This is a genomic window from Paramagnetospirillum magnetotacticum MS-1 (assembly GCF_000829825.1).
Classification (GTDB): domain Bacteria; phylum Pseudomonadota; class Alphaproteobacteria; order Rhodospirillales; family Magnetospirillaceae; genus Phaeospirillum; species Phaeospirillum magnetotacticum.
Map to the genome: position 1 here is coordinate 765,274 of NZ_JXSL01000030.1, position 25,828 is coordinate 791,101.

Genomic DNA, 25,828 nt, shown 5'->3' on the forward strand with positions numbered 1-25,828 from the left:
TCTCTTGGTTTGGCCGAGGGGCAACATGCCCTTCTACGTTTTGCCGATCAGCCTAGCCTATCTCGCCGCCAATCTTTCGGAACGACATACCGTCAAGGTGGTGGACTGCTCTGCCGACCAAATCCCGGAAGATTCGGAGGAATTTCGCCAGATCATCCGCGATTTCGCCCCCGATATGGTGGGTTCCAGCGCCACCTATGTGACCTATAACTACGCGGTCATGGCGCTGAAGACCGCAAAGGCGGTGTCGCCAGACATCATCACGATCATGGGCGGCGCCCATCCCAGCATCTATCCCGACCGCATCATCACCACCGATCGCGAGATCGACTACCTGATGTGCGGCGAGGCCGAGCGCTCGTTTCCACGCTTCGTCGATGCCCTTGCCGACGGCACCGGATTCGAAGACGTCGCCGGTCTGGTCTATCGACGGGGCGACGACATCGTCAAAAACCCGCTGGACCTGAATGCCGAGCTCGACACCCTGCGCAGGCCCGATTACGACGTCATGGGGTTGGAAAAATACATCGCCCATGACTATAGCTACGGCGGTCTTTACGGTCGTAGCGCGCCCATCTGGTTCACGCGCGGCTGCCCCTTCGCCTGCACCTTCTGCTCGGCCTATCTGATCACCGGAAAGAAAGTGCGTCACCATTCCATGGATTACATGGTGGAATGGATCGACCATCTCTATCACCAGTACGGTATCCGCCAGTTCGCCTTCATCGATGATGGCCTGACCGTATTTCCGGACATTCCGAAGCAATTCTGCCGCACCATCATCGATCTGCGCCGCAAGGGCCATTGGGCCGAGCCGATCTATTTCACCTCGCCCAACGGCACCCGCATGGAAAAGCTCGACGACGAGTTGCTGCGGCTGATGAAGGAAGCTGGCTGGCAGGGTCTGACCATTGCCCCGGAAAGCGGCTCGCGCCGGGTGCTCAAGCAAATCAAGAAGTCGCTCGATCCCGATATCGTCCCCGACGTGGTCCGCCGCATCAAGGCCGCCGGCCTGGGCGTGCGCGGATTCTTCATCTTCGGCTTTCCCGGCGAGACACGGGAAGATATCGACGAGACCATCGGCCTGATCCGCAGATGCGATTTCGATACCTTTAATATCGGCCGTTTCCTGCCCATTCCCGGCACCCCCATCTTCAATCAGATGGTGGCGGATGGCGAGATTTCCGCCGATCACATCCCCGGCCAAGTGTTCGAATACGTCACCGCCTCGGAAGCCGGGCTGGGGACCTATACCCCCGCGACCCTGAAGGACGTGAACCTCAACCTGCTGGCCTTGCGCGAACAGATTTATCTCTACCTGCGCAAGCCGTCATCGATCGTCTATTTCGCCCGGTATTACGGTATCGGCCGGGTGCTGTCCTATATCCTGTTCATGGTGCGCAAGCGCTTTAAGGCGGCCTGATTCCGGGAGAATTAACGGGGTGTCCTCCGACTTCTTGACCGCCGAGGAACATGATCTGGCCCAACACTTCCTGGTCCAGGGGCGGGTTGTGCTGCCAGTCGAAGACCGTGAAGGGCTTGATCGGCTGCGCAGTCACATCGCCCTGGCCGCCGCCGCCCATCTCGGCCTGCCAGCCCCCAGCGAGGCTGGCGTTTTTCTCGATTCCGTCCACAACCACGTCGATCCCGCCCGGCTGAACGACCTGCGGTTGGCGGCAATCGATGCGGTTAATGCCGCACCCTGGTCGCGACCGCTCTATTTCCGGCTGGCGCGGTCCGCGCTCTACGCCCTGGTGGGCAGCGAACTGGCCATGCAGCGCCGTCTCAACCTGTCGATCCAGCTCCCCGGCGATGCCTCGTCACTGTTGCCTCTGCATTCCGACGTGTGGTCGGGCGATTCGCCCTATGAGGTGGTGGTCTGGCTGCCCTTGGTGGATTGCCGAGCGACCAAGTCCATGTTCATCGCCTCGCCCGAGGCCAATATCCGTTGGGCGCCGCGCCTGGCCGAGTTCCGCTCCACCGAGGAACTCTTCCAGGCCGCCCGGACCGATCTCTCCTTCCTCGACATTTCCTACGGCCAAGTCCTGGTCTTCAACCAGACCCTGATGCACGGTAATCGCGTCAATGCCGAGGCCGAGACCCGCTGGTCCATGAATTGCCGTTTCAAGGGCGTGTTCACTCCCTATGCGGACAAACGAATCGGCGAATTCTTCGAGCCCATCACGCTCCGTCCTGCCAGCCGTGTCGGCCTGGAGTATCGCCTGCCAGGCGGAAACCCGCCATGACCGAACTCCGCTTCGGCTATCGCGGCTATATCAGTTCGCGCCCCATCGGCGGCGACCGGGTGCCGCAGGCGGTACAGAATCTGACAGTCCGCGACTATGCTCGGCGCCGAGGGCTGGATTTCCTGTTGTCGGCCACTGAATATGCCATGCCCGACTGCACCATGATGCTGGAACAGGTGCTCGACGAGATGGCCGGGCTTGGCGGCGCCATCTTGTATTCCCTGGCCCAATTGCCCGATGACCGCGCCCGGCGCCGTGATATTCTGGAGCGGGCGCTGGCCAGCGGCGGCGTTCTCCATGCCGCGTTGGAAGACCTGAAATTGGCCAGCGGCGACGATCTCCGCCGCTGGGAAGACATCACCCTGGTGCGCCAGGCCCTGCCATTCTGCCCGAAAGAGCTTTCATGAGCGCCGTTCTGTATTCCAATCTCAAATTCCTGCGGTTCAAGGACCAGCTCGACGCCCTGGCCGGAGGTACGGTCGCTCCGCCTGTCCACATCCGCATCAAGCCGACCAACCGCTGCAATCACAAGTGCTGGTACTGCGCCTATCGCACCGATGATTTGAAGCTGGGCGAGGACATGGACGAGTCCGACCTGATCCCCGAAGCCAAGATGATGGAGATCGCCGACGACATTGTCGCCATGGGAGTCAAGGCGGTGACCTTTTCCGGCGGCGGCGAGCCGCTGCTCTATAAGCCCCTGCCCGAAGTGATCGACCGCCTGGCGGCTGGCGGAGTCCGGGTGGCGACCTTGACCAATGGCGCCAATCTCAAGGGCAAGGTGGCACAGTCCCTGGCCCGTCACGCCACCTGGGTGCGGGTCTCGGTCGATGCCTGGGACGACGACTCCTATGTCAGCAGCCGGGGCGCCAAGGCTGGCGAGTTCACCAAGCTGCTGGAGAACATGAAGGCCTTCGTTGAAACCGGCACCAAATGCGTGCTGGGCGTCTCTTTCATTGCAGGCAAGGACAATTACCACCGCCTGAGCGAGGTTTGCGCCCGCTTCAAGGCGATCGGAGTCAATCACGTCAAGCTTTCGGCCGCCGTGGTCGGCAATTCCGTGGACGAGAACAACCGCTATCACCGTGAATTCGCCGAAGGGGCCAGGGCGGAGATCGAGCGGGCCAAGGCGCTGAGCGGTGATGGCTTTTCCGTCCTCGACCATTTCCATGAAATGGAAAGCCGCTTCGAGAAGGACTATCACCGCTGCCCCTTCCTTCAGTTCCTCACGGTGATCGGGGCGGACCAGACCGTCTACACCTGCCAGGACAAGGCCTATACCAAGGAAGGCACCTTGGGCTCCATCCGCGGGCGCTCGTTCCGGGACTACTGGTTCTCCGAGGAGAACCGGCAGCGCATGGCCGAATTCGATCCCTCGCGGCTATGTCGGCATCACTGCGTTTCGCATTCGAAGAATCAGGCCATAATGCAGTATCTGTCCATCGATTCCGAGCACGGCCTTTTTGTATGAACGCCTTGCCCTGGACCACCATACGCGCCTGCATCGCCATGCTGGACCCGCCGCTGCGGCTGCGCTGGGCCGGGCTGGTGGTGCTGGCGGCAGGGGCCGCCCTGTTGGAAACCATCGGCACCGGCGTCGTGTTCGGCCTGATCAGCGTCGTCAACGACATCGAAATCCTTGCCCGCCTCCCCGTCCTGGGGCCGCAGCTGTCCGAATTGGCCCGCCAAAATCAGGCCATGACCCTGGTGGTGCTTGGCCTTGCCGTGGTCGTCTTTTTCGTGGCCAAGAACTGCTATTTGTATTTTCAGATCTACAATCAGGAAAAGACCGGCTTCGACACCACGAGCATTGTTTCCGATACCTTGCTGCGCGGCTATCTCCAGGTGGATTACACCTTCCATTTCCGGCGCAATTCCGCCCAGTTGATCCAGACCCTGGAATATGCCGTCGATGACAGTTTCCGCAGCGCCTTGCTGTCAGCGGTGATCATGGTGTCGGAAATACTCGTGGCCATGGGCATCGTCACGGTCCTCCTGGTCAGCGAGCCCAAAATCTCACTGGTGACCGCCCTGGTTCTTGGCCTGCTGATGCTGGGCACCTTGACGGCGACGCGCAGGGCCTTCTCGGCCATGGGCGCCCGGATCCAAGTTTTGCAGGCCCAGGTGATCCAGGCCATGCAACAGGCCCTGGGCGCGGTCAAGGAGGCCAAGGTCCTGGGGCGCGAGGATTTCTTCGCCGATCGCTATGGCGGCCTGTACCGGGAGAGAAGCCAATATCTCTGCCGCGCCTCGGTCCTGCAGCAGATGCCGCGTCTGGCCATGGAGACCCTGATGGTCGCGGGGATGGTCCTGGTCATCACCTTGGTGGTGCTGGGCGCCGACCGACGCGAAGCGGTGCTGCCGACCCTGGCCCTGTTCGGCTATGCAGGCTTCCGGCTGCAGCCTTCGCTCAACCGTATCGTCTTGTACTTCAACAACATCCGCAAGGGGGCGGCGGCAACCCAGAGCATCAGCGGCGACTGGCAAAGGCTGCGGCTTGCCGCGGCGCCACTCAGCCATCCGGCGCCGCTGGACTTCACCCGCCAGCTTGAGCTGGACGCGGTGCGCTACACTTATCCTGGCGGCGACCGTGAAATCCTCAAAGGGGTGACGCTGACCGTCCGGCGCGGCTCCTCCATCGGCATTGCCGGGACCACCGGTGCAGGCAAAAGCACGCTGATCGACGTGGTGCTGGGCCTGCTGTCTCCGACCGGCGGTCGGGTGCTGGTGGACGGCGTCGACATTGCGGCGGACCCTCGCGCCTGGCAGCGTAAGATCGGCTATGTGCCTCAGGTGATCTACCTCACCGACGACACCTTGCGCCGCAATATCGCGCTGGGCATACCCGATGGTGAAATCGACGACGAGTGCATTCGTCGGGCAATATCCCTGGCCCAGCTCGACGATGTCGTGGCGGTACTGCCCCAGGGGCTCGACACCCGCCTGGGCGAGCGCGGCATCAATCTGTCGGGGGGCCAGCGCCAGCGTATCGGCGTCGCCCGCGCTCTCTACAACGAACCGGAACTGCTGATCTTCGACGAGGCGACCTCGTCGCTGGATTCCGAAACCGAGCGAGAGGTCTCGCGCGCCATCGAGGCGCTGAGTGGAGAAAAAACCGTCATCCTGATCGCCCACCGGCTGAGCACACTGCACAAATGCTCGGAGATCATCCTGCTCAAGGACGGAGTGGTGGCCGGACGGGGCAGCTATGACGACATGATCAGCGGCAATGATGATTTCCGCCGCATGACCGAATTGTCGCAATTACCGTCGGCGACCGCAGGGGAGGGATAATGGCCGAGATCGATTTCATCGGGCGCTACCACAACGCCACCAAGCGGGATTATGTCCAGCGGGTGGTGGAGTACGACAAAGCCGAATGCGCCGCGACCGCCAAGCAATGGGGCTTCGATTACTGGGATGGTGACCGCCGCCATGGTTTTGGCGGCATGCGCTATGATGGCCGCTGGCTGCCCCTGGCCGAGGATCTGGTCCGCCATTATGGGCTCAAGGCCGGAGACAAGGTTCTCGATATCGGCTGCGGCAAGGCGTTCCTGCTCTACGAAATGACCCGCGCCTGTCCCGGTTTGACCGTCGCCGGTCTCGACATCTCCGAATACGGCATCAACAATGCCAAGGAGGAGGTACGGCCATTCCTGACTCTCGGCAACGCCACCCGCCTGCCTTGGCCCGACCGCCATTTCGATCTGGTGATCTCCATCAACACCTTCCACAATCTGCAGATTCACGAATTGGATCAGGCGGTGCGCGAGATGCAGCGGGTGAGCACGGGGCGCGGCTATATCTGCGTCGAGTCCTATCGCGACGAAAGCGAGAAGGCCAACCTGCTGTACTGGCAGTTAACCTGCGAGAGCTTCCACCGGCCCGAAGGCTGGCGGTGGGTGTATGACCAAGCCGGTTATACCGGCGATCACGGATTCATCTATTTCCAATGACCAAGCTCCTCATCCTCGGCGCCTCTTCCTCGGTCGGTCGCCATCTCTGGACCCGGCTGGGACCGGATCAGGCCATCGGCACCTATCGCTCGCATGAACTGGCCGGTGGCCGTCGCTTTGATTCGGTGACCCAATCCATCGCCCAAGTGATTCGCCCGGGCGAGTCCAGCCATGCCGTCATCCTGCTGGCCGATCCCCAGCCCGATTCCTGCGTCAAGGACCCGCAGGTCTCACACCGGCTCAACGTCGTCGCCATGACCCGGCTGGTGGAGGATTTGTGGGGCCTGGGCATCACCCCCATCTTCGCCTCCACCGAATTCGTCTTCGACGGGGTCAAGGGCGACTATGTGGAGACCGACGAGGCGCGGCCCATCCTGCTTTACGGCCGCCAGAAGAAGGAGGTGGAGGATTTCCTCCTGGCATCGGGCAAGCCTCACGCCATTCTGCGCTTCGCCAAGGTCTACGGCACCGAGCCCGGCGACGGCACCTTGTTCAGCGCCTGGATCGCTCAGGCCCTGGGTGGCGCCACAGCCATGCGCTGCGCCGCCGATCAGGTGTTCTCGCCCGTTCATGTGGGCGATGTGGGCGAGGCGATTCTGCGAGTAGCCGAACGCGATCTCGGGGGTATCTACCATCTTTCGGGCAACCAGCGTTTTAATCGCCTGGAATTGCTGGAAATGACCCTGGCCGCCCTGGTGCGGCGAGGCTACCCGCGCATTGCCGTGGAGCCTTGCTCCATCGACGACTTCAACCTGCCGGAACGCCGACCCAAGGATGTCTCCATGCGCGCCGAAAAGCTGATCGCCGCCACCGGCATGACCATGATGAACCCGGAAGACGCCATCGATGTCTTGCTCCGCAAGGCCCTGGCCTGACCTTCTTGGCCGCGGCGAAGACGTAGGCCAGCATTGAACCGAATGGCGATCTGGGGTAATGCTCGCCCAGATCCCAGGTCAAGGAAGTCAGTCGCATGACGGTCGAAATCGCCATTTCCGTGGTCATCCCATTCTACAATGAGGAAGACAACGTCGCACCGCTGATCGACCGCCTCGTTCCGGTCCTTGTCGAGTTCGGACGCCCCTTCGAAGTCATCTGCGTCAATGACGGCAGCCGTGACGGCACCCAGGCGCGACTGGCCGGAATCGCCGCCGCCGACACGCGGATCAAGGTCATCAGCTTCCGCCGCAATCACGGCCAGACCGCCGCGATCATGGCTGGCTTCGACCACGCCAAGGGCGAGATCATCGTGCCCATGGACGGCGATCTGCAAAACGAGCCAGGCGACATCCCCAAACTGGTCGCCAAGCTGGAAGAAGGCTACAGCGTGGTCTCGGGCTGGCGGGTGGAACGCCAGGATGCCGCCCTGCGCCGCCGCCTGCCCAGCATCATCGCCAACCGCCTGATCTCCCACATCTCCGGGGTGCACCTGCACGACTACGGCTGCACCATGAAGGCCTATCGCCGCTCGGTGATCGAGGATGTCCGCCTTTACGGCGAGATGCACCGCTTCATCCCTATCTATGCCAGCTGGCACGGCGCCAATGTCACCGAGATCCCGGTTCGCCACCACGCCCGCATCCACGGCAAGTCCAAATACGGCCTCAACCGTATCCTGAAGGTGGTGCTGGACCTGATCGTGGTGAAGTTCCTCGAGGACTACAACACCAAGCCCATTTACGTCTTCGGCCTGTTTGGCGCCCTGTGCATCGCGGTATCCATGGCCAGCGGACTGTTCGCCCTGTGGCTGAAGCTGTTCGAAGGCATCTATCTGATCCAGACCCCGTTGCCGCTGCTGTCGGTGATGACTTTTGTTACCGGCATCATGTGCGTATTACTGGGACTGCTGGCCGAAATGATGGTGCGGGTCTATTACGAATCCCAGGACCGGCCTACCTATTTCATCCGCGAGAAGCTGAACCTCGACGAGGATAGCTGATGTGCGGCATCGCCGGCTTTGTCGGCGACGGCGATAGGGACATCCTGGCCGCCATGGCCGGGGCCATCGCCCATCGCGGCCCCGACGGCGAAGGATTGTGGATCGACCCCGAGCGGGCGGTCCATCTTGCCCATCGCCGGTTGGCGGTAATCGATCTCGAAGGCGGCGCCCAGCCCATGTGGAGCGGCGACGGCCGCATCGGCGTGGTCTTCAACGGTGAGATCTACAACCACCGCGCCCTTCGCCGCGATTTGGAGTCCCTGGGCCACGTCTTCGCCTCCGATCATTCCGACACCGAGGTCCTGATTCATGGCTGGCGGCAATGGGGCCGTGACCTGCCGGGGCGGCTGAACGGCATGTTCGCCTTCGCCATTCACGACCGCGAACGGGGCAGCCTGTTCCTGGCCCGCGACCGCTTTGGCGAGAAGCCGCTTTATGTGGTCGAGCGACCCGGCCTGTTCGCCTTCGCCTCGGAGATTTCCGCCCTGCTGCGCCATCCCGGCGTGCCAGCCGAGGCCGATGCGCTGGCAATCCGCAAATTCTTCGCCTATTGCCTGTTCCCCGCCCCCCATACGCCGTTCAAGGCCATCGCCAAATTGCCAGCTGGCCATTGGCTGGAACTTTCGCTGTCCGGCCTGACCACCGAGCGCGGCTGCTATTGGCGCTTCGCCATCGAGCCGGAGGAAACCGGCCGGAGCGAGACCGAACTGGCCGAGGAACTGCGCGCCCTGCTGGACGCCTCCGTCCGCGACCGGTTGGAAAGCGACGTGCCGCTGGGCATCTTCCTTTCGGGCGGCATTGATTCCAGCGCCATGCTGGCCCTGGCCGCCCGCCATCGCCCCGCCGCCAGCCTTGACGGATTCTCCATCGGGTTCACCGAGGCCTCCTTCGACGAAAGCGCCTTTGCGCGCCGCATGGCCGCCGAAGTGGGCTGCCGCCACCATGTGGAGACCTGCGACCTGGACGCGGCGCGGCGCGACCTTCCCGACCTGCTCGCCCGGCTGGACGAGCCCAGCGGCGATCCTTCCATCCTGCCGACCAGCCTGCTCTGCCGCTTCGCCCGGCGTTCGGTGACGGTGGCGCTCAGTGGCGACGGCGGCGACGAATTGTTCGGCGGATACGATCCTCTGACCGCCTTGGCCGCCTCGCGACGCTATCGCGCCCTGGTGCCGGGTGCTGTCCATCCCGCCATCGAGGCCCTGGCCGGGCTTTTGCCACCATCGGACGCCAATATGAGCCTGGATTTCAAGATTCAGCGCTGGTTGCGCGGCGTCGGCCGGGAACCCTCCATGTGGCTGCCCGGCTGGATGGGCGCCCTGTCACCCTCCGAGATCGACCAGGTGTTCGGCTCGCGCCTCGCCCCGGAAGAGCTCTACAGCGAGGCCATCGAGCGCTGGGAAGCCTGCGCCTCCCCCGACCCCATCGACCGGGCTCTGGACTATTTCACCGCCTTTTATCTCCAGGACGGCATCTTGACCAAGTCAGACCGCGCCAGCATGCAGGTCGCCCTGGAGGTGCGCGCCCCTTTCCTCGACAACGACGTCGCCGATTTCGCCCGCCGCCTGCCCAGCCGCTTCAAGGTCGCGGGTGGACAGCGCAAGGTGCTGCTGAAGAAGGCCGTGCGCGGACTGGTCCCCGACGCGTTGATCGACCGGCCCAAGAAAGGCTTCGGCATTCCCCTGGCCCGCTGGCTGCGCGATATGGATCCGCCCACCGCGGGCACGCCCCTGCTCGACGATGCCTGGCTGCGTCAGCGCTGGGAGCGCCATCGGACCAAGCGCCAGGATTGCCGCCATGGCCTGTGGTGCTGGCTGGCGCTGGAACGGCGTTTTTCCACGGTGAATTGAGCGGCTTCCGGCGATCGCCCGAACCCGCCCCCGAAGAGCCTCTAGCCGCGTTCAGCCTGCTTGCGGGCGCGGCGCCGGGCCATGGCGTCTTTCAGCCGGTGTTCCAGCACGGTGGTGCTGGTGCCCTTGCCGAGAAAGGCATTGCGGATGGTCCGCCAGATGCGCGACGGATGGCGAAGATAGCCGACGATATAATTGCCCAGCATGAAGGTGATGCGGTACAGCGCCAGCTCGGCCGCCCCCATATTGGTGTTGAAGGTCAGCGGGTTGAAGCGGGTGTAGTCGCTGTTGAGCGAGGTCAGCGACAGAAAATAGCCGTCATTGACAATCATCCGCCCGGCCTCATCCAATTCGCGGAACAGTTCGCTGCCGGGATAGGGCGAGAAGATGTTGATGGAGACCTCGTCGGCACCCTTGAACGCCAGATAGAGGCCGTAGCGCACGGTATCGAACACGTCGCGCCGGGTCTCGTGCGGAAACCCGATGATCAGGTTGCAACGGATGACCAGCCCCACCTTCTTGGCAATCAGGGCCGACTCCGTCAGCTTATCGAGCGAGATCTTCTTCTTGATCCGCTCCAGCGTGCGTGGTGAACCGCTCTCCGGGGCATAGACCAGATAGTTGCAACCGGTCTGGCGCAACAGGGTCAAGACCTCCTCATCCAGCGCCTCGCTGCGGGTACCCGACGGCAGCGACCATTTGACCGCGATGCCCTCGTCGATCATCCGCTGGCACAGATCCACCGCCCAATCCTTCTTGACGATGGCGGTGAGGTCGTAAAGCTGGAAGGCGGTAGCGCCGTAATGGGCGATATAGTGCTTCATCTCGGCGATGACATCGTCCACAGCACGCAAGGAATAACGGGTGGTCCACATGCGGGGATTGGAGCAGAAGGTGCACTGGAACGGACAGCCGCGCGAAATCATCATCGGCATGTCGCGGGCGGTCTGGACGCCATAGGACTTGCCCGCCGTCCAAAAGCCCTCGAGATAACCCTCGGGCCACCAGGGCCAGGGGATATTGTCGATATCACGCACCCGGGTCGGCTCGGAGGTGACGACGAAACGGCCCTCGGCATCAAGATAGGCAATGGAGCCCACCACCGAAAGATCCTCACCGGCAGAGCGAGCCTCCAGCAGGCGATAGAAGGTGAACTCGCCCTCGCCCAGAACGCAGGCGTCGAGACCCGAATCACGGATGGAATATTCGGTAAGCGCGGTGATGTGCTCGCCACCGCCCACCAGGAAGGCGTGAGGGAAACGGATGCGGACGGCGCGAATCAGATCGCGCTGCACCGGCCACTCGCCCGAGAACATCACCGAGAAGCCGATGACCTCCGTATCTTCGGGAATCCGCGCCACGATCTCGTCGATGGTCAGGCCCTGGGCCCAATAACCGGGATAATTATCCAGAGGATAGGTACGGTTCAGTCCCTCGGCGATACCGTCGAGGAACAAGGGATCATAGCCATGGGCGCGCAGGAAACCAGCAACATAGGCCAGGCCGAGGGCGGGCACGGCCTCGTTGTTCAGCGCATTGGCGGTCATCACCACCGGGCCGCGCACCAGGGCGACCTTGGCCTTGGGACCGGTCGAGGCGGGAACCTCGCCAATCACCTGAACCAGCGGACGGATGCGCTCGGACTTGTGGCTCTCGGTCATGACGATCCCTCGGGCTTGGCGGCGGCACCGACCACGATCAGCCCCTGACGGCTCAACAACCGTGTCGACGTCATGGCGTGATCCAGACGAATCAGGGCCCGCGACAGATCCCGGATATTGGGCAGGAAGCGGAACAGCCGATTAAACACCAGCACGTCGCTGTTCATCAGGAAGCAAAATCCGAGAAACCCGCACGTCTTCCAGGCCTCGACCCCGAAGCCCAGCTCTTTCAGCAAAGGCACGGTATCGTGATAACGCAAAGGCCGCTCGGTAAGATGGTCCAGGGCCGGAGCAAGGCGGTAGATCACCCAGCGGATCATGCGCCAGGGCAGGAAATCGCTCACCGGCTCGCGCCAATAGAAGCGCCCGCCGGGCTTGAGCACCCTATGGATTTCCGAAAACAGGGCGCGACGGTCGTTGATGTGGTGGACGCCGCCGACCATGAACACGGTGTCGAGGCAGGAATCGGCCAGGGGCAAGCGGTTGGCGTCACCCTGAACGAACAGAAAGCGGGGATCGGGAAAGCTGGCCCGGGCCGCGCCCAGCATATTGGCGGAAATATCGATGCCGATGCCCTGGGCCATGCGCTCGCCGAACTGGCGGAAGGCCTCACCGCTGCCGCAGCAGATCTCGGCGGCGATGCCGATGGGCCGCCCTTCGACCACCGTCTCCAGCATCTGGTCGAGATAGGCCAGATATTCCTGGGTATGGGGATAGGACAGATTCTCCACATAGGCGGCGGCGACACCATCGTAATGCTGCTGCTGGACCTGGGCATCGTGTCCGATTCCGTCCTCGGCCAGCAGCGGCACCCCGCCGGAAACGCGATAGCGCCGGCCCGAGGGCTCGGCCACCAGGGCTGTCTCGCCCTCGGCACGCAGGGGCTCACCGCTTCTCGGACAACGCAGCAAGGACAACAGCAAGGAGTCGGTCATGGTGGCGACAGGCGACCGCACGGGAGAAATCTCCGGGGACACGGATGGACCCTTCCCAGTATATAGCGCTTGGAACGAGCCGGGCGCGGCGCCATATTGCGCTCCGGCGACGGGTTCCATTTAGCACGCTCGCCAATCCGCAACAAGGTTTCATAGGCAAGGTCGATCCCATGCGCGAACCCCAAGACCACCAAGCCCCAGGCCTTGCCGCCCGCTTATGCGGCCGTCAGTCGGTGGTGGACGTGGCCGTCATCGCCGCACTGCTGGCGGCCATGGCCCTGACACCATTCTTCCTTGATGAGGGCTGGCAGCTCTACATGCTGATCCACTCCTTCGCCAAGCATCGCTTCAGCCTGGGCTTCCATCTCGGCGACCTGGAAATCACCTTCATGAAGCCGCTGATGTGGGTCCATGCCCAGATCTATCCCCTGACCCGCCAGGGCGCGCTCTATGTCCTGCTGCGCCTGCCCTCGACGCTGATGGCCGTGGCGGCCTGGTGGTTCCTGTCGCGCAGCGTCTTGATGCTGGGCCTGGGTCGGCCAGCGGCCATGGCGGCGACGGCGCTGCTCTTCGTCATGCTGGCCGCCAGCTACATGGTCTGGGCTCGGTTCGACGTCATTTATGTCCTGGCCGAGACGGCGGTCATTTATGCCGCCCTGGCGGTCCTGCTGCGCCAAGATGCCCGGCCGCTGCTCTTGGTCACCGGTCTGGTGCCGCTGTTGATGCCCAACCACCACATGGTTGTCGCCGCCGTGCTGGTTTATGTAATCGCCCTGATTTTCGTGCTGCCCCGGCTTGACCGCCGCACCATTGCGCTCGGCATCGCCATCGGCGCGGTCGCCACCGCCATCGGTCTGCGGCTGCTGATCTGGAATCTGAGCCCGTCCGAGTTCCTCGCCCTGCAGCGCCACTGGTCGGAGATCGATGTCGAGCATTCGCGCGGCATCGCCTATGAGCTCAATCGCTATTGGTTCTTGTTCCGCACCAATCCGCTGTTCTTCTGGTCGCTGCTGGCCATGGCCGGGGCGGCCCTGCTGCCCGGCACCCGCGCCGCCCTGCCCGCCCCGGCCCGGCGCTTCCTGCTGGTGGTGCCAGCCACGCTGGCTCTGATGCTGCTGTTCTATCCCTCTAAATGGCCGGTCTATACCAGCGTCTATTTCCCGCCGCTGATTCTCCTCACCGCCGCCGCCCTATGCCATTACGCCCGCCAAGCCAGCGCGGTGGTGGCGGCGCTGGCCATGCTGGTCTTGATCCAGGAAAGTGTACTGGCCAAGTCGGTGTTCGGGCAAAGCAACGCCTTCATGCAGGCGGTCCAGACCGTGACCGGGGCCAACACCCCCTACCGCGCCCAGATGGAGCGCATCCGGACCATGACCGCTGGCCATACCGTGCTGATGCCGCCGACATTGATGGTGCTGTTCCCCCAGACCGTCATGTACGACATGGACATTCCCGACACGAACGCCGATTTCGTCATCTGGAACGTCGATGAAAACGCCTCGGCGCCCGGCCGCCACCAGGTGATGCTGGAAGCGGGCCGTACCGTGGTGGAAATCTTCAAGTTCCAGGGCGACTATTACGCCGTCTACAAGAAGGCTGGTCTTTAGATCAGCGGTCGCGGCAATCGCCCACCACCCGGGCGGGCACCCCGGCCACCAGGGCGTGGTCGGGGACGTCGCGGGTGACCACGGCACCGGCAGCGATCATGGCGCCTTCGCCGATGGTGATGCCGCAGACGATGGTGGCGTTGCTGCCGATGGAGGCGCGCGCCTTGACCAGGGTCGGTACCGTCACCCAGTCTTCGGCACCTTGAAGCGAACCATCGGCATTGACGGCGCGAGGGTAGAGATCGTTGGTGAACATCACCCCGTGGCCGACGAAGACTCCGTCTTCAAGGGTGACGCCGTCGCAGATGAAGCTATGCGACGACACCTTGCAGCGTGCCCCGATCACCGCGCCGCGCTGGATTTCGACGAAGGCGCCCACCTTGGTCTCGTCACCGATGGTGCAGCCGTAGATATTGACCAGATCCTTCTGGAAGATCCGCACGTCACGGCCCAGAACGACGTCTTCGGTCACCGGCATGGCAGGCTCCTCGGCTAGAATTGGAAATAGATGAAGGGCTGGCTGCCCTCGACCATGGACACCGCGGCCACGGCGAGAACCGCCAGAATGGCTTGGCGCAGGCGATACCAAGGCTGTTGCGGAACGCTGACCTCGGTGACCTTGTCGGTATCGACGCCGAAGGTCACCACGGCCGCCAGCGCCACCAGCCCCCAGCCCACCGTCGGGATATCCGCCGCCACGCCGCCGCCTTGGATCAGATTGGCCGTCATGGCGGCAAAGGACGTGAGGTCCAGGGCGAAGAGCGGCCACCCGGCCGTGACCAGCAGGAAGGTAAGGGCGATGCACGCCCCCTTCGGCAACCGGTCCCAGGCTCCGCGCGTCGCCGAATAAAGCAGGATCAGCACGCCGTGATACAGGCCCCAGACCACGAAGTTCCAGCCCGCGCCATGCCACAGGCCGCAGGCGCCGAAGACGATCAGGATGTTGCGCACATAGTGGCGGTTCCCGCCCAGCGGCAGATACAGGTAGTCGCGAATCCAAAATGACAGCGTCATGTGCCAGCGCCGCCAGAATTCCTTGGGATTGAGCGACAGATAGGGGCGGTCGAAATTGCGCGGCAAGACGATGCCGAACAGGGTTCCAAGGCCCATGGCCATCATCGAGTAGCCATAGAAATCGAAATAGATGCGGAAGCTGTAGGCCAGGAACACATAGGCGGCCGAAGCCCGATCCAGGCTGGTCGCCGATTTGAGCAGCGGGGCGAGAAGCTCGGCCAGCGGATCGGCCAACAGTAGTTTGGCGGCCAATCCCACGGACAGCATGGATAGCCCCGACCAAACCGACCCCTCGGTCGGCCGGAAATCGGTGATCCGGCGGATGCTGTCGCCCACCTGGCGAAAGCGGGTGATGGGGCCTGCGACCAATTGCGGAAAATAGGCCACATAGGTGGCGAATTGCAGACGGGACGGCACCAGGGGCAGATCGCCGCGATAGCGGTCGATGGCGAAGGATATCATGTGAAAGACGTAGAAGGAGATGCCGGCCGGCAACCCCCCCTTGAAGGTCGGCAGGCGCCCATCAAGGCCGACGCTGGACAGCAGGAAGGCCGCGTACTTGAAATAAATGAGCACCATGGCCGGAACCGCCATGGATAGCGCCAGACGGCGGCCGTTGCCCACCGCCGCAGGCGCCCCGGACCAGAAATGCACCCAGCCGATACAAAGCAGCAGCAGCACCAGTTGGCCGCTTCCCGCGGAAAGCTGGTAAAAGACCAGGGATCCCACCAGCAACAACAAAAGACGCCACGGCCGCAGGCGGGCGCTGAGAAACAGCAACATCGCCACCGGAAAGAACACCAGGAGAAAGCCGGGTGAATTGAAAATCATGACGCGGACCTCGGCGGTGGCGACAACAGGGGGGCGACCAAACCGGCGATAAAGCGCCCCAGTGCCCGCGCCGGGGCATGGTCAGGGTCGTGCCAGAATCCATCGCGCTCCGATCCCCAGATGACCGGAGCGGCGTGATAGGTCAGGCCCCGGGCGAGAGCGCCGTCGCGCAACCGCACCCGCTGACGCCTCTGCTCATCGGGCAACAGAGGCTCCACCACCTCGTCCAGCCTGGGATGCAGGGGACTTTCATAGACCACCACCTTGACTCCTTTGGCCTGAATCGCCGCCAACCGGTCGAGATCGTGTTCCAGCAACGGATACCGCGCATCCAGGGGAGTGTAGACGGGAAGCGCGCTGCCGTTGAGGTCGATCTTGGCGGGCTTCGACCAAGGACGGCTGCCATCGGCGCGATAACCGGCCTGACACGGCGCCATCTCGCCCGCCATGACCTTGAGACGCGACCACAGAAGTTTGACGTTGGCCAGTTTCGCCACATGATTGAGCTCGGCGCCGAACACGGCTTTGCTGAAGGCTCTGATATCTGGCCCCACCCGGTAGGGCGCGGAGATCAAGGCCAGGGCATCGCCAGCGACCAATGGCCAGCGCGCGGGTGCTGGCGGCCAGTCCACCGCTCCCTGGGCATAGAGAAGCGAAACGTGGTCAAAGGACAGCACCGCCACCTTGGGCGGCTTGCCGGTGGCGATAACCCGTTCCAGCGTCGCCACGCTCTGACGGAATGAGGTGCCGCCTGAACCGGTATTGAACACCGTCACCCCCGGCAGGCCGATCTCCTCGGTCCCGACGGCGATGATCCGGCTATTGCCGAACAGCATGACATCCACCGACGGATTCTCGGCGATATGGCGCAGCTTTGACTCGAACCCGATGGAGGCGCCGTTGCACATGGTGGCGGATCCGGCCGGATCGAAGACCGGAACGGAGAACGCGTTAACCGAAACCAAAGCGCCCAAACACGCGGCGAAGATCAGGCAATAGGTCTTGGGGATCATGACATTTCGTAGCCCAGCTGCGGCGCCAACCTAATCAAATTCCCACGCCTCGCCAAGGTCGGATTGGGCTTCAGAGCCAATCGCCGCCGGTGAGCGGAATCATCTGCCCGGTCATGAAGGACGACCAGCCTGAGAGCAGCCAGATCATCAGTGCCGCCGCCTCATCCACATGTCCGCCGCGCTTCAAGGGCACCAGGGCGGCGCGCTCTTCCATCTGGGCCTGCGAGCGGTTATGCCATCGCTGATGAAAGCCCGATTCGATGAATCCGAATCGCAGCCCGTTGACCAGAATGGAATGAGGCGCGCCCTCCCGCGCCAGACCCTGGACCATGCATTCCGTGCCACGCTTGGCCACCGCATAGGGAAACGAGGTCGGGGAGCCGCCATGGATGGCCGATTCGGTTCCGGTGAGCAGGATTCGCCCCCCTCCGCCCTGCGCCGTCATCCGCTCCATGGCGGCCCTGGCGAGAAAAAAGGGCTGATCCAGGTTGACCGCCTGCTCACGCCGCCATTCGGCCTCGCCGATATCCTTCCAGTGGCCGGTATAGAGGATGGAGCCGGACAGCACCACCAGCGCGTCGATACCTCCGGCACGCTGGGCAAACTCATCGACCACGGCGCGGCAGTCAGCGTCGCCCTCGAAGCTGCGGCGGATGGGGATCAAGCCATCGCCCGCCTCGTAGGATTGGCCTGCCCCATGGGCTCCGATGACACAGTCGGAAGCCTCGCGCAGCATGGCGACCAGGGCGCGCCCCAAGCCCCCCGTCGCCCCGGTGATCAGGATTCGCTGCCCCTTGGGCACGCTTGGCTGCCAATCCGGACGGATGAAAGGGCTTCTGGGCTCGGTCATGGCGTTCTCTCCGGTGGCGAGGTCAGGCAGTCTTCGGGCAGGGGGGGCCGATTGACGGGGTGCCCCAGGGCGGGATCCTGGGACACGGAATTTTCAGCCCCGACAAGGTATAACCGGCTGCGGATGGCGCAGATCGCCGCCCGGCCGCCCCGCGGGTTGAGATGCGTCGCATCGGCGAACAGACGAGGATTCTCCGAAACGCCCGGCAGATAGGTCAAATCATGCAGTTGGGGAATGCGCTCCAACAGCCTGCGCTTGAGGTCGGCGAGAACGGCGCGGTCACTGACCGCCAGGGTCGCCACCGGTAACGGCGGAGTGAAATACTCGACCCGCCACCCTTTCTGTCTGATCAGGCGGTCCAGCACGGCCAGCCTGTCAAGAGTGGCGTCTTCGACGGGCATCACCATGGGAGCGACCGCACCGCGGTCCAGCCAGGCACCGTTCCCGGATTCGGGCCGCAAATCCAGCACCGCCCCGTTATCCACCCAGGTTCCGGTATTGCCCCGCAGGTTGCGGACCACGTCCAGCGGCAGGCGGGAAACCGCCTCGGGCAGATGGGCCAGCTTATACACCGCCGTCCAGATGTCGGAGCGCCATCGTGTATCCTCGACGCCGCAGCTCTCGCAGAAGGTCGGCAGATCAAGGGCGTAGTAGATGGTTCCCACATGACCCGCCTGGCGAGGCCCGAGATGCTCGAGCACATCCATCACCATGCGGGGATTGCCGTAGACGGGATAGAAATTCAGGGTCGGCCGATCGGTCGCGTCCCGTGACAGCATGGCCGAGCGCGACGTGCCGAACACAATGTCATAGGGACCTTCCTCCAGCTTGGCGGCCAGACGGCGAGCCGTCAGCACGCGCACGGCATAGCGGGGCTTGTCCGACCAGATCCTTGACGCGTTCTCGCCATAGGGATCATAGGCCTCGACCACCGCCAGGGCCATGACGCCCCAGACCAGCGCGGAAATCAGAAACCAGACGAGGTAGCGACGGTCGTTCATTCCTCGCCCGGCTCAGAAGTTGAAGTAAAGGAATGCCGATGGCCGCTGCATGGCCATCAACGCGGCAACCAACGCCCCGGCGCCGAAGGCGGCCCAGGCCGGACTGATCTGCCAGACCAGAATGCGCCATCTTGGCAACGGCCCGCAAATCCCGACGATCCGGTTGGCGTTGGGAAGCAGGAACGCAATCACGGCGGCAACAAGAATGATCGCCGCCGGCACGGTTCCGGGCGAGACCCCCGCTCCGTTCCACCCCGCCATGCCGCGCAGCACCCGCAAAGCCGCATCCATATCGGCCGCCCGGAAGAAAACCCAGGCGACAACCACCGCGGCAAAGGTCAGGGCCTGGGCGCAGAGGCGGCCGGGCCAACCGAAAGAACGCCTGATCCCCAGGGCTGGCAGCAGCCAGTGCCAGAAATGATTGATGCCGAGATAAAGACCGTGCAACGCCCCCCAGGCGACGAAGGTCCAGTTCGCCCCATGCCACAGCCCACCCAGCACCATGGTAATCAGCAGATTGAGGTGCCGCCGCATACTCCCCCTGCGGTTTCCCCCCAGGGGGATATAGAGGTAATCGCGGAGAAACCGCGACAGCGTCATGTGCCAGCGCCGCCAGAAATCGATCACGCCGACCGCCTGATACGGTGAATTGAAATTCACCGGCAGGCGGATGCCGAACATCCAGGACAACCCCAGGGCCATATCGGAATATCCGGAAAAATCGAAATAGATCTGGAAGGTATAAGCCAGCGCCCCACCCCAGGCGGCCAAGCCTCCAACCGGGGCACCGGCGGCGGCGGCGGCGAAGGTCGCATCGGCGGTTCCGGCCAGGGAATCGGCGATGATGCATTTCTTGAACAGCCCCAGCGACAGCAGGGTCAAGCCACGCGCCACGTTCTCCCATTGCGGCCGATAGATCTCGCGCAAGGCGAATTGAGGCATCAGGTCCGCGTGATGAATGACCGGGCCGGCGATCAGATGGGGGAAATAGCTGACGAACAGAAGGTAATGGACCGCATGGACCTCGCGCGCGAGGCCACGCCTGCAATCCACCAGGAAGGCGATCTGAGTGAAGGTGAAGAACGAAATGCCGATGGGCAGAACGATATCGGGAATCGTCCAGGTCGTGCCGAACAGAGCATCGGCGTTGCCCACCAGAAAACCCGCATATTTGAAATAGCCCAGCAAGGCGAGGTTGACGCCGACGCCAAGGCCCAGAACGATCCCGCGCCGCGCCTGATCGCTACGGACGATGACGAGGCCCATGCCGTAGTTGAACGCCGCCGAGACCAGCAGCAAGGGCACGAAAGCCCAGTTCCACCAGCCATAGAAAACGACAGACGCAACGGCCAGCCATGCCGCGGCCACTGGCGGAGAGCGGCGGCCAAGGACGAAAAACCCGGCCCAGACCACCGGCAGGTAGGCGAACAAAAAGATGTAGCTGTTGAACAGCATCTAGGATCCGTAGCAGCGCAGCAGGGTTCGGCCTCCGGCCTCGGCATCGGCCAGCGCCCCGGCTTCGGACAGCATGCGCTGTTCGGAGGAAACCCAACCGTCATAGCCGATAGCGCGCAGCCGCGCCCCCAAAACGGCGTGATCTACAATCCCCGTACTTCCGGGAACGACCAGGCCGGGATCATTGGCGTGAAAATGGGCCAGCCGTCCCTTGACCGCCCGGAAGGTTTCCTCGCCCGTTTCGCCGTTTTCCACCAGGGCCTTGGCATCCAGCTGCAGCCCCAGGGCGGGATGGGCGAACTCGTCGGCCAAAGCCCGGCATTCGGCGGCAGAATTAAGGAAATCGCTGTCCTTGGGGCCGAGTGGCTCGAAACAGAGCATGGTGCCGTGCGCCTCCATGCGAGGCAGCAATTCGGATAAGAATCTCCGCGTCTCGTCCATGGCCTGCGCCACCGGCATCTCGCCGCGCCGCCGCCCGCCGCCATAGATCAGGGTGCGACCGCCGAGATCACGGCACAGGGCCGAGAGACCCGTCATGAAGTCGAGAGTGGCCAATCGGGTCTCGGCGGGCTTGAACAGCCCCAATTCCGGCCGGTCGAAAAACAAGGAGTGCAGCCCGACGACGGCGAGGCCCGCCGACTCCGCCGCGCGGCGATAGGCCGCGACACCGGCAGCATCCCAGCTTCCGTGCCAAACGCGGCTGGGGGCCACCTCCAACCCGGTAAATCCATATCCACGCAGGACGGGGAAGGCGGAAAGATGGTCAAAGGCCGGAAGAGCGATATTGGAAACGGCGAACTTCACGCGGGCAGTCCTGTATCGGGCGGAACCAGCAGCGTTTATAGCCCAGGACGTCCGCCTGTGCTACGTTGCCGCCCCTTCGACACCACAAAATCGGCTTCCCATGTCCCCGCGCGTGATAATTCTCGATGAACTGTCGGCCCCATTGCTGGTCTGGCGAACCTGGAGAGGCGAAACACCGCGGGTACTGCTGGTCGATCCCATCCTGCCGCCGCTGAAACGCCCGTTGGAAAAGCTGCTGGCCTGGGCCAAGGGTCGCGGCGCCGCCGAACTCATCGACGACCATCCCGAATGCGCCGCCGAATGGGCCTATCCCAAACTGCTGATGACCACCGATCTCTTCACCATCATCGAACCCTGGCAAAACAGCCATCATCGCTTCGATTTGGCCGACGGGGATTCCGATTACGGCTTCGCGGTCAAGCTGTTGGCCACCATGCACACCTATTTCCGCTATTCCTCGGCTTTCCTGCTTCACCGGCATGCCGCCGACCCGGCGGTCAAGCCCGAGGACCTGGAGATTCCCCCGGAAATCCTCGGCCTGACCCGTGCATGGTACGGACCCGACACCTTGGCGGGCGTGACCGCGAGATGGCGACCCAATCGCCTGATCAATGTGGCCGTCGCCCTGTTCGGTCTGGCGGCGGCGCTGGTCTTCACCCTCACCCGCCTGCGCCGCCATGCGCCGCGCGAACCGGTCTTCGTCATGGCCGATCATAACGGCGACTGGCGCGATGACGCCCTTTACGAGGCCTTGGGCCAGGGTGGCGAACTGGTGGTGGTGATGCGCAACGCCGAGATCCGCAAGGACGCCGCCAAGCGGGGCAAGACTTGGCGTCAATGCCTGCCTGGGGATGGGGTATTCGATCCCGCCGACGCACTCCAGGCCGCCGCCCAGGCCATCAGGGACAGCTGGGCCATCTGGCGGCGCTGGGGCGTTTTGGCCCCCAGCCTGTACGCCACCGTCGCCTTGCTGCCCTGGCGGCGGCTGGTGCAGCGCGCCCTGTTCAACCGTTGGCGGCCCCGCTATTTCTGGTCGCGCGACGACTACAACGTCGAGCATGTTCTTCGTCGTCAGGAACTGCACCGCTTTGGCGCCCAGCAGCACGGCCTCAACCACGCCGCCCAGGGCATCGGCATCGTGGTGCCCCATTTGCGCTGGGTTTCCATGGATGTCTATTACACCATCGGCACCGCTTTTCACCGCCATTACCGTGATAGCTGGCCCGCCGACATGGAACTGCGTTCCATCGGCGCCTTCGCCTTCACCCGCGAATACCTGGCGCGACAGCACCGCAGCTCACGCGATATCCTGATCATGGCCCGCTTCGTCATCGGCAACCCGGAATTCGTCCGCACCGTACGCATGACGGCCGAGGCCTTTCCCGAGCGCACCATTTTGGTCCAGATCAAGCGCGGCTATCCCCATGACGCCCAGATCGCCGCCTTTATCGAGGAATGCAGTCACGGACTGGCCAATGTGGTCTATACCACCGAGCCGGTTTACGACCTGATTTCCAGGGCCGACTATGTCATTTCCGATCCCTCGACCATCGTGGTCGAGACCATCCAGTTGGGCACGCCGGTGCTTAACCTCGATATCATGCCCGATACCAAGACCTCCATCTTCCACGAATTCCCCGGTCTTTGCGTCTCGTCGGCCGAAGAAACCGTCGCCCAATTGCGGCGCTGGATTTCGGGCGAGGAATCCTACGACCCCAGCCGCTTCTCCGCCCTTGTGGCACTCACCCGCCAGCCCTATTACGATCAGGTCTGCCAAGGCATGGGCCTGCCGGTGCCGCCGGTCGCCGCTGTGGCGTAGGGAGCTTTGAATGCTGTTCCAATCGACGGTATTCCTGTTCGCCTTTCTGCCGGTAACCCTGGTGGTGTTCCATGCCGCCATGGCCCTGGCCGGGCGCCGGGCCGCACTGAGCTGGCTGGTCGCGGCCTGTCTGTTCTTTTACGGTTGGTACGAGCCCCGCAATCTCTACGTCATCATCGTCACCATCGCCGGCAACTACATGATCGGCCAGCGGCTTTTGACGGACAAGTCTAGGGGGCTGCTGGCGCTGGGCATCAGCCTCAACTTGGCGGCCCTGGCCTATTTCAAGTACACCAACTTCCTGCTGGCCAATCTGGAGGCCCTGTTCGGCGGCCCCCACACCGCCATTTCAGTCGTGCTGCCCCTGGGCATTTCCTTCATCACCTTCCAGAAGATCGCCTATCTGGTCGATTGTCATTCCGGTCGGGCGAAGAAATGCTCGCTGCTGGATTACAGCCTGTTCGTGGTGTTCTTCCCCCAACTGATCGCCGGGCCGATCCTGCATTGGCGCGATCTGGTCCCCCAAAGCGAGCGCCTGCGCTATCGCCCGCAGCGGGTCTGGGTCGATCTCGCCGTTGGCATCACCATCTTCGCCGTCGGCCTGGGCAAGAAGATCCTGATCGCCGATTCCGTCGGACCCCTGGCCGATCCGGTCTTCGACGCCGCCGATGGCGGGGCCAAGGTCGCCATGCTCGAAGCCTGGATCGGCGCCCTGGCCTACACAATGCAGATCTATTTCGACTTCTCGGGCTATTGCGACATGGCGGTGGGACTGGCGCGGATGTTCGGTCTGGTGCTGCCCATCAATTTCTTTTCACCCTACAAGTCGCGCAGCATCATCGAGTTCTGGCGGCGCTGGCACATCACCTTGTCATTCTTCCTGCGTGACTATCTCTACATCCCGCTGGGCGGCAATCGCCGGGGCGCTGCCTTCAAATACGCCAATCTGGTGGTGGTGATGCTCCTGGGCGGATTGTGGCACGGGGCTGGCTGGACCTTCGTGACCTGGGGCGGTATTCACGGGCTGTGCCTGGTGGCGAATCATCTGTGGCGCGCCCGGGGATTGCGCCTGCCCGGCGGTCTGGCCTGGCCCCTGACCATGCTGGCGGTCCTGCTGGCCTGGGTGCCGTTCCGCGCCGCCAGTCTGTCGGGGACCGTGGAGATCTGGGCCGCCCTGGCCGGGGTCAACGGGCTGGCCCTGCCCGCCGGTCTGCTGACCCTGTTGGGACCGCTGGGCGAGATATTGCGGCAAGCGGGTATCACCGTCGGCAGCCAGGCGCTGATCGCCCTGATGGAAGGGGCGGGCGGCTCGGCCTTCGGCTGGCTGGCGGCGGCGGTCATCATCGCCGCCACGGCACCCAACGTCTATCAGTGGATCGGTCGCCCGCTTCCGGCGCTGACCTGGACTCCGGCCATGGCCATGGGCCTGCCCGGCTGGTTGCGCTGGAAGCCAGCCCTGCTATGGTCGGCAGCGCTGGTTCTGCTGACGGCCTGGGCGGTGGATCGCCAGGCCAATACCGTTCAATTCATCTATTTCCAGTTCTGATGCGCCCGCCCTCTCCCGCATATCGCCGCTTCACCTTGTTGTTCGCCGCTGGCTTCGCGGCAGGTTGCCTGCTGCTGCTGGCCAATCTGCTGGTCATGCGCGGCGCGGGCGAAAACGGGACGCTTGACGCCATGATCGAGCGCCAGCTGGCCGGTCACGGGCTCTACAACGCCTTGGGCCAAAGCCTGGCCGAGTACAAATACGCCCGCTACCGCGCCGTGCGGCCGGAGGTCGCCGTGTTGGGAACCTCGCGCTCGTTTCCCTACCGCGCCCATTTCTTCACCCGGTCATTCTACAATCTGGGCGGCCTGATCGTGTCGCCGGCCCAGGCCCTGGCTCTGGCCGACCGGCTGTTGCTGGCGGAAAAGCCCAAGCTGGTCATCCTTAATCTCGATTATTGGAATTTCCGGCGTGAATTGCCCAATGAGCCCGAGCCCCGGCTGCGCCCCTTCGGCGGCCATGCCGGGCTGGGCGGGGTCAACCGCCTGACCCTGGCGCTGCACCTGCTCGGCGACGGCCGCATCAGCTGGGCGGAGGCCGTCGCCCTGGCGTCTGGCGCGATCGCAGCCGATGTGGAAGGCGTGCCCCGGATCGGACTCACCGCCGTCTTGCGTGACCTCGGCTTTGGGCCTGACGGCTCCTATTACAACTTCGGCGCTCTGCCCGCTCTGCTGCGACAAGACCCATCCGAGCGCTCCGCCGAGATCGTCGCGGGGATCGATGCCGGAACCTACACTTATGGCGGCACCCTCAACCGTCAGGCCATGCTGGAAACCCATGCCTTCGTCGAGCGCATGCGGGCCGAGGGCATCCCGGTGATACTGGTGGCTCCGCCAGTTTCCCATGCCGCCATGGCCGCCATGCGCCGCCACCCCCAAGCCTTCGCCTATGTGGAAGCCTGGCGCAGGGCCATGAGCGAGCAGTTCCCCGGCATTTTTTTCGACTTTCACGATCCCGCCACGGTCTCCCTCGATGATCGGGAGTTCTACGACGCGGTCCATGGTGGCGAGGTGACCTATATGCGCATGACCCTGGCCATGGCCAGGGCACCGGATAGCCCCCTGGCGGGCATTGCCGACGAAGCCTGGCTGGAATCCAAGATCGCGGCCCATGCCGGGACCACCACGGTGGCCGACGACCCCCTGGGCCGGGCCTATAACAGGCTGCTGCGGGCGGAATACAATCGCTTCGCCGTCATGGCAACAGCCCATGACAACACCGTCATTGACCCCACCTCCACGGGCCACTAGTGTCCGGTTTTCGGAAGAGGCTCGAGTTCCCTTTGGCCTCCGAGTTTGCATTTCAGG

The 25,828-nt window shown here is 63.5% G+C and carries 22 protein-coding genes; 13 read left to right on the top strand and 9 right to left on the bottom strand.

Features of this window, described 5'->3' with window-relative positions; translation table 11 throughout:
* Nucleotides 1–25: 25 nt before the first annotated feature.
* From CCC_RS16150 to asnB, 9 genes are all read left to right on the top strand, one after another.
* The gene (locus tag CCC_RS16150; RefSeq protein ID WP_009871234.1) at nucleotides 26–1,423 is read left to right on the top strand and encodes a B12-binding domain-containing radical SAM protein; all 1,398 of its coding nucleotides are present in this window, start codon (nucleotides 26–28) and stop codon (nucleotides 1,421–1,423) included.
* Nucleotides 1,424–1,442: 19 nt separating this feature from the next.
* Entirely contained in the window at nucleotides 1,443–2,246 is an 804-nt protein-coding gene (locus CCC_RS16155) for a sporadic carbohydrate cluster 2OG-Fe(II) oxygenase (RefSeq protein WP_009871235.1), read from the top strand.
* On the top strand, nucleotides 2,243–2,653 hold the full coding sequence (locus tag CCC_RS16160; RefSeq protein ID WP_009871236.1) for an LIC12192 family sporadic carbohydrate cluster protein: 411 nt from the start codon (nucleotides 2,243–2,245) through the stop codon (nucleotides 2,651–2,653). The genes CCC_RS16155 and CCC_RS16160 overlap by 4 nt, the downstream gene beginning before the upstream one ends.
* Nucleotides 2,650–3,717 carry a radical SAM protein gene (locus CCC_RS16165; protein WP_009871237.1) on the top strand — a complete coding sequence of 356 codons (1,068 nt, stop codon included), beginning with the start codon at nucleotides 2,650–2,652 and terminating at the stop codon, nucleotides 3,715–3,717. Before CCC_RS16160 ends, CCC_RS16165 begins: the two co-directional genes overlap by 4 nt.
* On the top strand, nucleotides 3,714–5,540 hold the full coding sequence (locus CCC_RS16170) for an ABC transporter ATP-binding protein (RefSeq protein WP_052473277.1): 1,827 nt from the start codon (nucleotides 3,714–3,716) through the stop codon (nucleotides 5,538–5,540). Before CCC_RS16165 ends, CCC_RS16170 begins: the two co-directional genes overlap by 4 nt.
* A complete protein-coding gene (locus CCC_RS16175) occupies nucleotides 5,540–6,202 on the top strand; it encodes a class I SAM-dependent methyltransferase (RefSeq protein ID WP_009871239.1) in 663 nt (220 codons plus the stop codon). The genes CCC_RS16170 and CCC_RS16175 overlap by 1 nt, the downstream gene beginning before the upstream one ends.
* On the top strand, nucleotides 6,199–7,077 hold the full coding sequence (locus tag CCC_RS16180) for an SDR family oxidoreductase (RefSeq protein WP_009871240.1): 879 nt from the start codon (nucleotides 6,199–6,201) through the stop codon (nucleotides 7,075–7,077). The genes CCC_RS16175 and CCC_RS16180 overlap by 4 nt, the downstream gene beginning before the upstream one ends.
* A 95-nt stretch (nucleotides 7,078–7,172) precedes the next feature.
* Nucleotides 7,173–8,138, top strand: a complete 966-nt coding sequence (locus CCC_RS16185) for a glycosyltransferase family 2 protein (RefSeq protein ID WP_009871241.1) — start codon at nucleotides 7,173–7,175, stop codon at nucleotides 8,136–8,138.
* The gene (gene asnB / locus CCC_RS16190; protein WP_009871242.1) at nucleotides 8,138–9,985 is read left to right on the top strand and encodes an asparagine synthase (glutamine-hydrolyzing); all 1,848 of its coding nucleotides are present in this window, start codon (nucleotides 8,138–8,140) and stop codon (nucleotides 9,983–9,985) included. Before CCC_RS16185 ends, asnB begins: the two co-directional genes overlap by 1 nt.
* A 41-nt stretch (nucleotides 9,986–10,026) precedes the next feature.
* Here the strand turns inward: asnB and CCC_RS16195 are convergent, their stop codons facing one another.
* Together CCC_RS16195 and CCC_RS16200 are read right to left on the bottom strand one after the other, a co-directional pair.
* On the bottom strand, nucleotides 10,027–11,646 hold the full coding sequence (locus CCC_RS16195; RefSeq protein WP_082036650.1) for a B12-binding domain-containing radical SAM protein: 1,620 nt from the start codon (nucleotides 11,644–11,646) through the stop codon (nucleotides 10,027–10,029).
* Nucleotides 11,643–12,602: a class I SAM-dependent methyltransferase gene (locus CCC_RS16200; protein WP_201773314.1), complete on the bottom strand. Its 960-nt coding sequence runs from the start codon at nucleotides 12,600–12,602 to the stop codon at nucleotides 11,643–11,645. The genes CCC_RS16195 and CCC_RS16200 overlap by 4 nt, the downstream gene beginning before the upstream one ends.
* A gap of 149 nt (nucleotides 12,603–12,751) precedes the next feature.
* Between CCC_RS16200 and CCC_RS16205 the strand changes: the two genes are divergently transcribed.
* A complete protein-coding gene (locus tag CCC_RS16205) occupies nucleotides 12,752–14,188 on the top strand; it encodes a hypothetical protein (protein ID WP_041042071.1) in 1,437 nt (478 codons plus the stop codon).
* 1 nt (nucleotide 14,189) lies between these two features.
* Here CCC_RS16205 and CCC_RS16210 read toward each other — a convergent pair whose 3' ends face one another.
* The 7 genes from CCC_RS16210 to CCC_RS16240 all read right to left on the bottom strand — a co-directional run bounded on the left by CCC_RS16210 (nucleotide 14,190) and on the right by CCC_RS16240 (nucleotide 21,156).
* A complete protein-coding gene (locus CCC_RS16210) occupies nucleotides 14,190–14,666 on the bottom strand; it encodes an acyltransferase (protein ID WP_009871247.1) in 477 nt (158 codons plus the stop codon).
* Between the two features lie 14 nt (nucleotides 14,667–14,680).
* Nucleotides 14,681–16,033: an MBOAT family O-acyltransferase gene (locus CCC_RS16215; protein ID WP_009871248.1), complete on the bottom strand. Its 1,353-nt coding sequence runs from the start codon at nucleotides 16,031–16,033 to the stop codon at nucleotides 14,681–14,683.
* On the bottom strand, nucleotides 16,030–17,046 hold the full coding sequence (locus CCC_RS16220) for a hypothetical protein (protein WP_009871249.1): 1,017 nt from the start codon (nucleotides 17,044–17,046) through the stop codon (nucleotides 16,030–16,032). Before CCC_RS16220 ends, CCC_RS16215 begins: the two co-directional genes overlap by 4 nt.
* Before the next feature lie 70 nt (nucleotides 17,047–17,116).
* Entirely contained in the window at nucleotides 17,117–17,896 is a 780-nt protein-coding gene (locus CCC_RS16225; protein WP_041042073.1) for an SDR family NAD(P)-dependent oxidoreductase, read from the bottom strand.
* Complete coding sequence (locus CCC_RS16230) at nucleotides 17,893–18,897, bottom strand: hypothetical protein (protein WP_009871251.1); 1,005 nt, start codon at nucleotides 18,895–18,897, stop codon at nucleotides 17,893–17,895. Before CCC_RS16230 ends, CCC_RS16225 begins: the two co-directional genes overlap by 4 nt.
* 12 nt (nucleotides 18,898–18,909) lie before the next feature.
* Nucleotides 18,910–20,352 (bottom strand): MBOAT family O-acyltransferase, encoded by a 1,443-nt coding sequence (locus CCC_RS16235; protein WP_009871252.1) that lies wholly within the window; start codon nucleotides 20,350–20,352, stop codon nucleotides 18,910–18,912.
* Nucleotides 20,353–21,156, bottom strand: a complete 804-nt coding sequence (locus CCC_RS16240) for a sugar phosphate isomerase/epimerase family protein (protein WP_041042075.1) — start codon at nucleotides 21,154–21,156, stop codon at nucleotides 20,353–20,355. It lies immediately after the preceding gene.
* A gap of 100 nt (nucleotides 21,157–21,256) precedes the next feature.
* Between CCC_RS16240 and CCC_RS16245 the strand changes: the two genes are divergently transcribed.
* Genes CCC_RS16245 through CCC_RS16255 form a run of 3 tightly spaced genes read left to right on the top strand, consistent with a single transcriptional unit; the run spans nucleotide 21,257 to nucleotide 25,771 of the window.
* Nucleotides 21,257–22,975: a hypothetical protein gene (locus CCC_RS16245; protein WP_009871254.1), complete on the top strand. Its 1,719-nt coding sequence runs from the start codon at nucleotides 21,257–21,259 to the stop codon at nucleotides 22,973–22,975.
* A 10-nt stretch (nucleotides 22,976–22,985) separates the two neighbouring features.
* Nucleotides 22,986–24,521: an MBOAT family O-acyltransferase gene (locus CCC_RS16250; protein WP_009871255.1), complete on the top strand. Its 1,536-nt coding sequence runs from the start codon at nucleotides 22,986–22,988 to the stop codon at nucleotides 24,519–24,521.
* Nucleotides 24,521–25,771 (top strand): hypothetical protein, encoded by a 1,251-nt coding sequence (locus CCC_RS16255; RefSeq protein ID WP_009871256.1) that lies wholly within the window; start codon nucleotides 24,521–24,523, stop codon nucleotides 25,769–25,771. The genes CCC_RS16250 and CCC_RS16255 overlap by 1 nt, the downstream gene beginning before the upstream one ends.
* The last annotated feature ends 57 nt before the right edge of the window (nucleotides 25,772–25,828 follow it).

Bases quoted from the DNA above. Each gene is read 5' to 3' on its own strand.
- CCC_RS16150 (WP_009871234.1), top strand. From the start codon at position 26: ATGCCCTTCTACGTTTTGCCGATCAGCCTAGCCTATCTCGCCGCCAAT.
- CCC_RS16160 (WP_009871236.1), top strand. From the start codon at position 2,243: ATGACCGAACTCCGCTTCGGCTATCGCGGCTATATCAGTTCGCGCCCC.
- CCC_RS16165 (WP_009871237.1), top strand. From the start codon at position 2,650: ATGAGCGCCGTTCTGTATTCCAATCTCAAATTCCTGCGGTTCAAGGAC.
- CCC_RS16170 (WP_052473277.1), top strand. From the start codon at position 3,714: ATGAACGCCTTGCCCTGGACCACCATACGCGCCTGCATCGCCATGCTG.
- CCC_RS16175 (WP_009871239.1), top strand. From the start codon at position 5,540: ATGGCCGAGATCGATTTCATCGGGCGCTACCACAACGCCACCAAGCGG.
- CCC_RS16180 (WP_009871240.1), top strand. From the start codon at position 6,199: ATGACCAAGCTCCTCATCCTCGGCGCCTCTTCCTCGGTCGGTCGCCAT.
- CCC_RS16185 (WP_009871241.1), top strand. From the start codon at position 7,173: ATGACGGTCGAAATCGCCATTTCCGTGGTCATCCCATTCTACAATGAG.
- asnB (WP_009871242.1), top strand. From the start codon at position 8,138: ATGTGCGGCATCGCCGGCTTTGTCGGCGACGGCGATAGGGACATCCTG.
- CCC_RS16195 (WP_082036650.1), bottom strand. From the start codon at position 11,646: ATGACCGAGAGCCACAAGTCCGAGCGCATCCGTCCGCTGGTTCAGGTG.
- CCC_RS16205 (WP_041042071.1), top strand. From the start codon at position 12,752: ATGCGCGAACCCCAAGACCACCAAGCCCCAGGCCTTGCCGCCCGCTTA.
- CCC_RS16210 (WP_009871247.1), bottom strand. From the start codon at position 14,666: ATGCCGGTGACCGAAGACGTCGTTCTGGGCCGTGACGTGCGGATCTTC.
- CCC_RS16215 (WP_009871248.1), bottom strand. From the start codon at position 16,033: ATGATTTTCAATTCACCCGGCTTTCTCCTGGTGTTCTTTCCGGTGGCG.
- CCC_RS16220 (WP_009871249.1), bottom strand. From the start codon at position 17,046: ATGATCCCCAAGACCTATTGCCTGATCTTCGCCGCGTGTTTGGGCGCT.
- CCC_RS16225 (WP_041042073.1), bottom strand. From the start codon at position 17,896: ATGACCGAGCCCAGAAGCCCTTTCATCCGTCCGGATTGGCAGCCAAGC.
- CCC_RS16230 (WP_009871251.1), bottom strand. From the start codon at position 18,897: ATGAACGACCGTCGCTACCTCGTCTGGTTTCTGATTTCCGCGCTGGTC.
- CCC_RS16235 (WP_009871252.1), bottom strand. From the start codon at position 20,352: ATGCTGTTCAACAGCTACATCTTTTTGTTCGCCTACCTGCCGGTGGTC.
- CCC_RS16245 (WP_009871254.1), top strand. From the start codon at position 21,257: ATGTCCCCGCGCGTGATAATTCTCGATGAACTGTCGGCCCCATTGCTG.
- CCC_RS16250 (WP_009871255.1), top strand. From the start codon at position 22,986: ATGCTGTTCCAATCGACGGTATTCCTGTTCGCCTTTCTGCCGGTAACC.
- CCC_RS16255 (WP_009871256.1), top strand. From the start codon at position 24,521: ATGCGCCCGCCCTCTCCCGCATATCGCCGCTTCACCTTGTTGTTCGCC.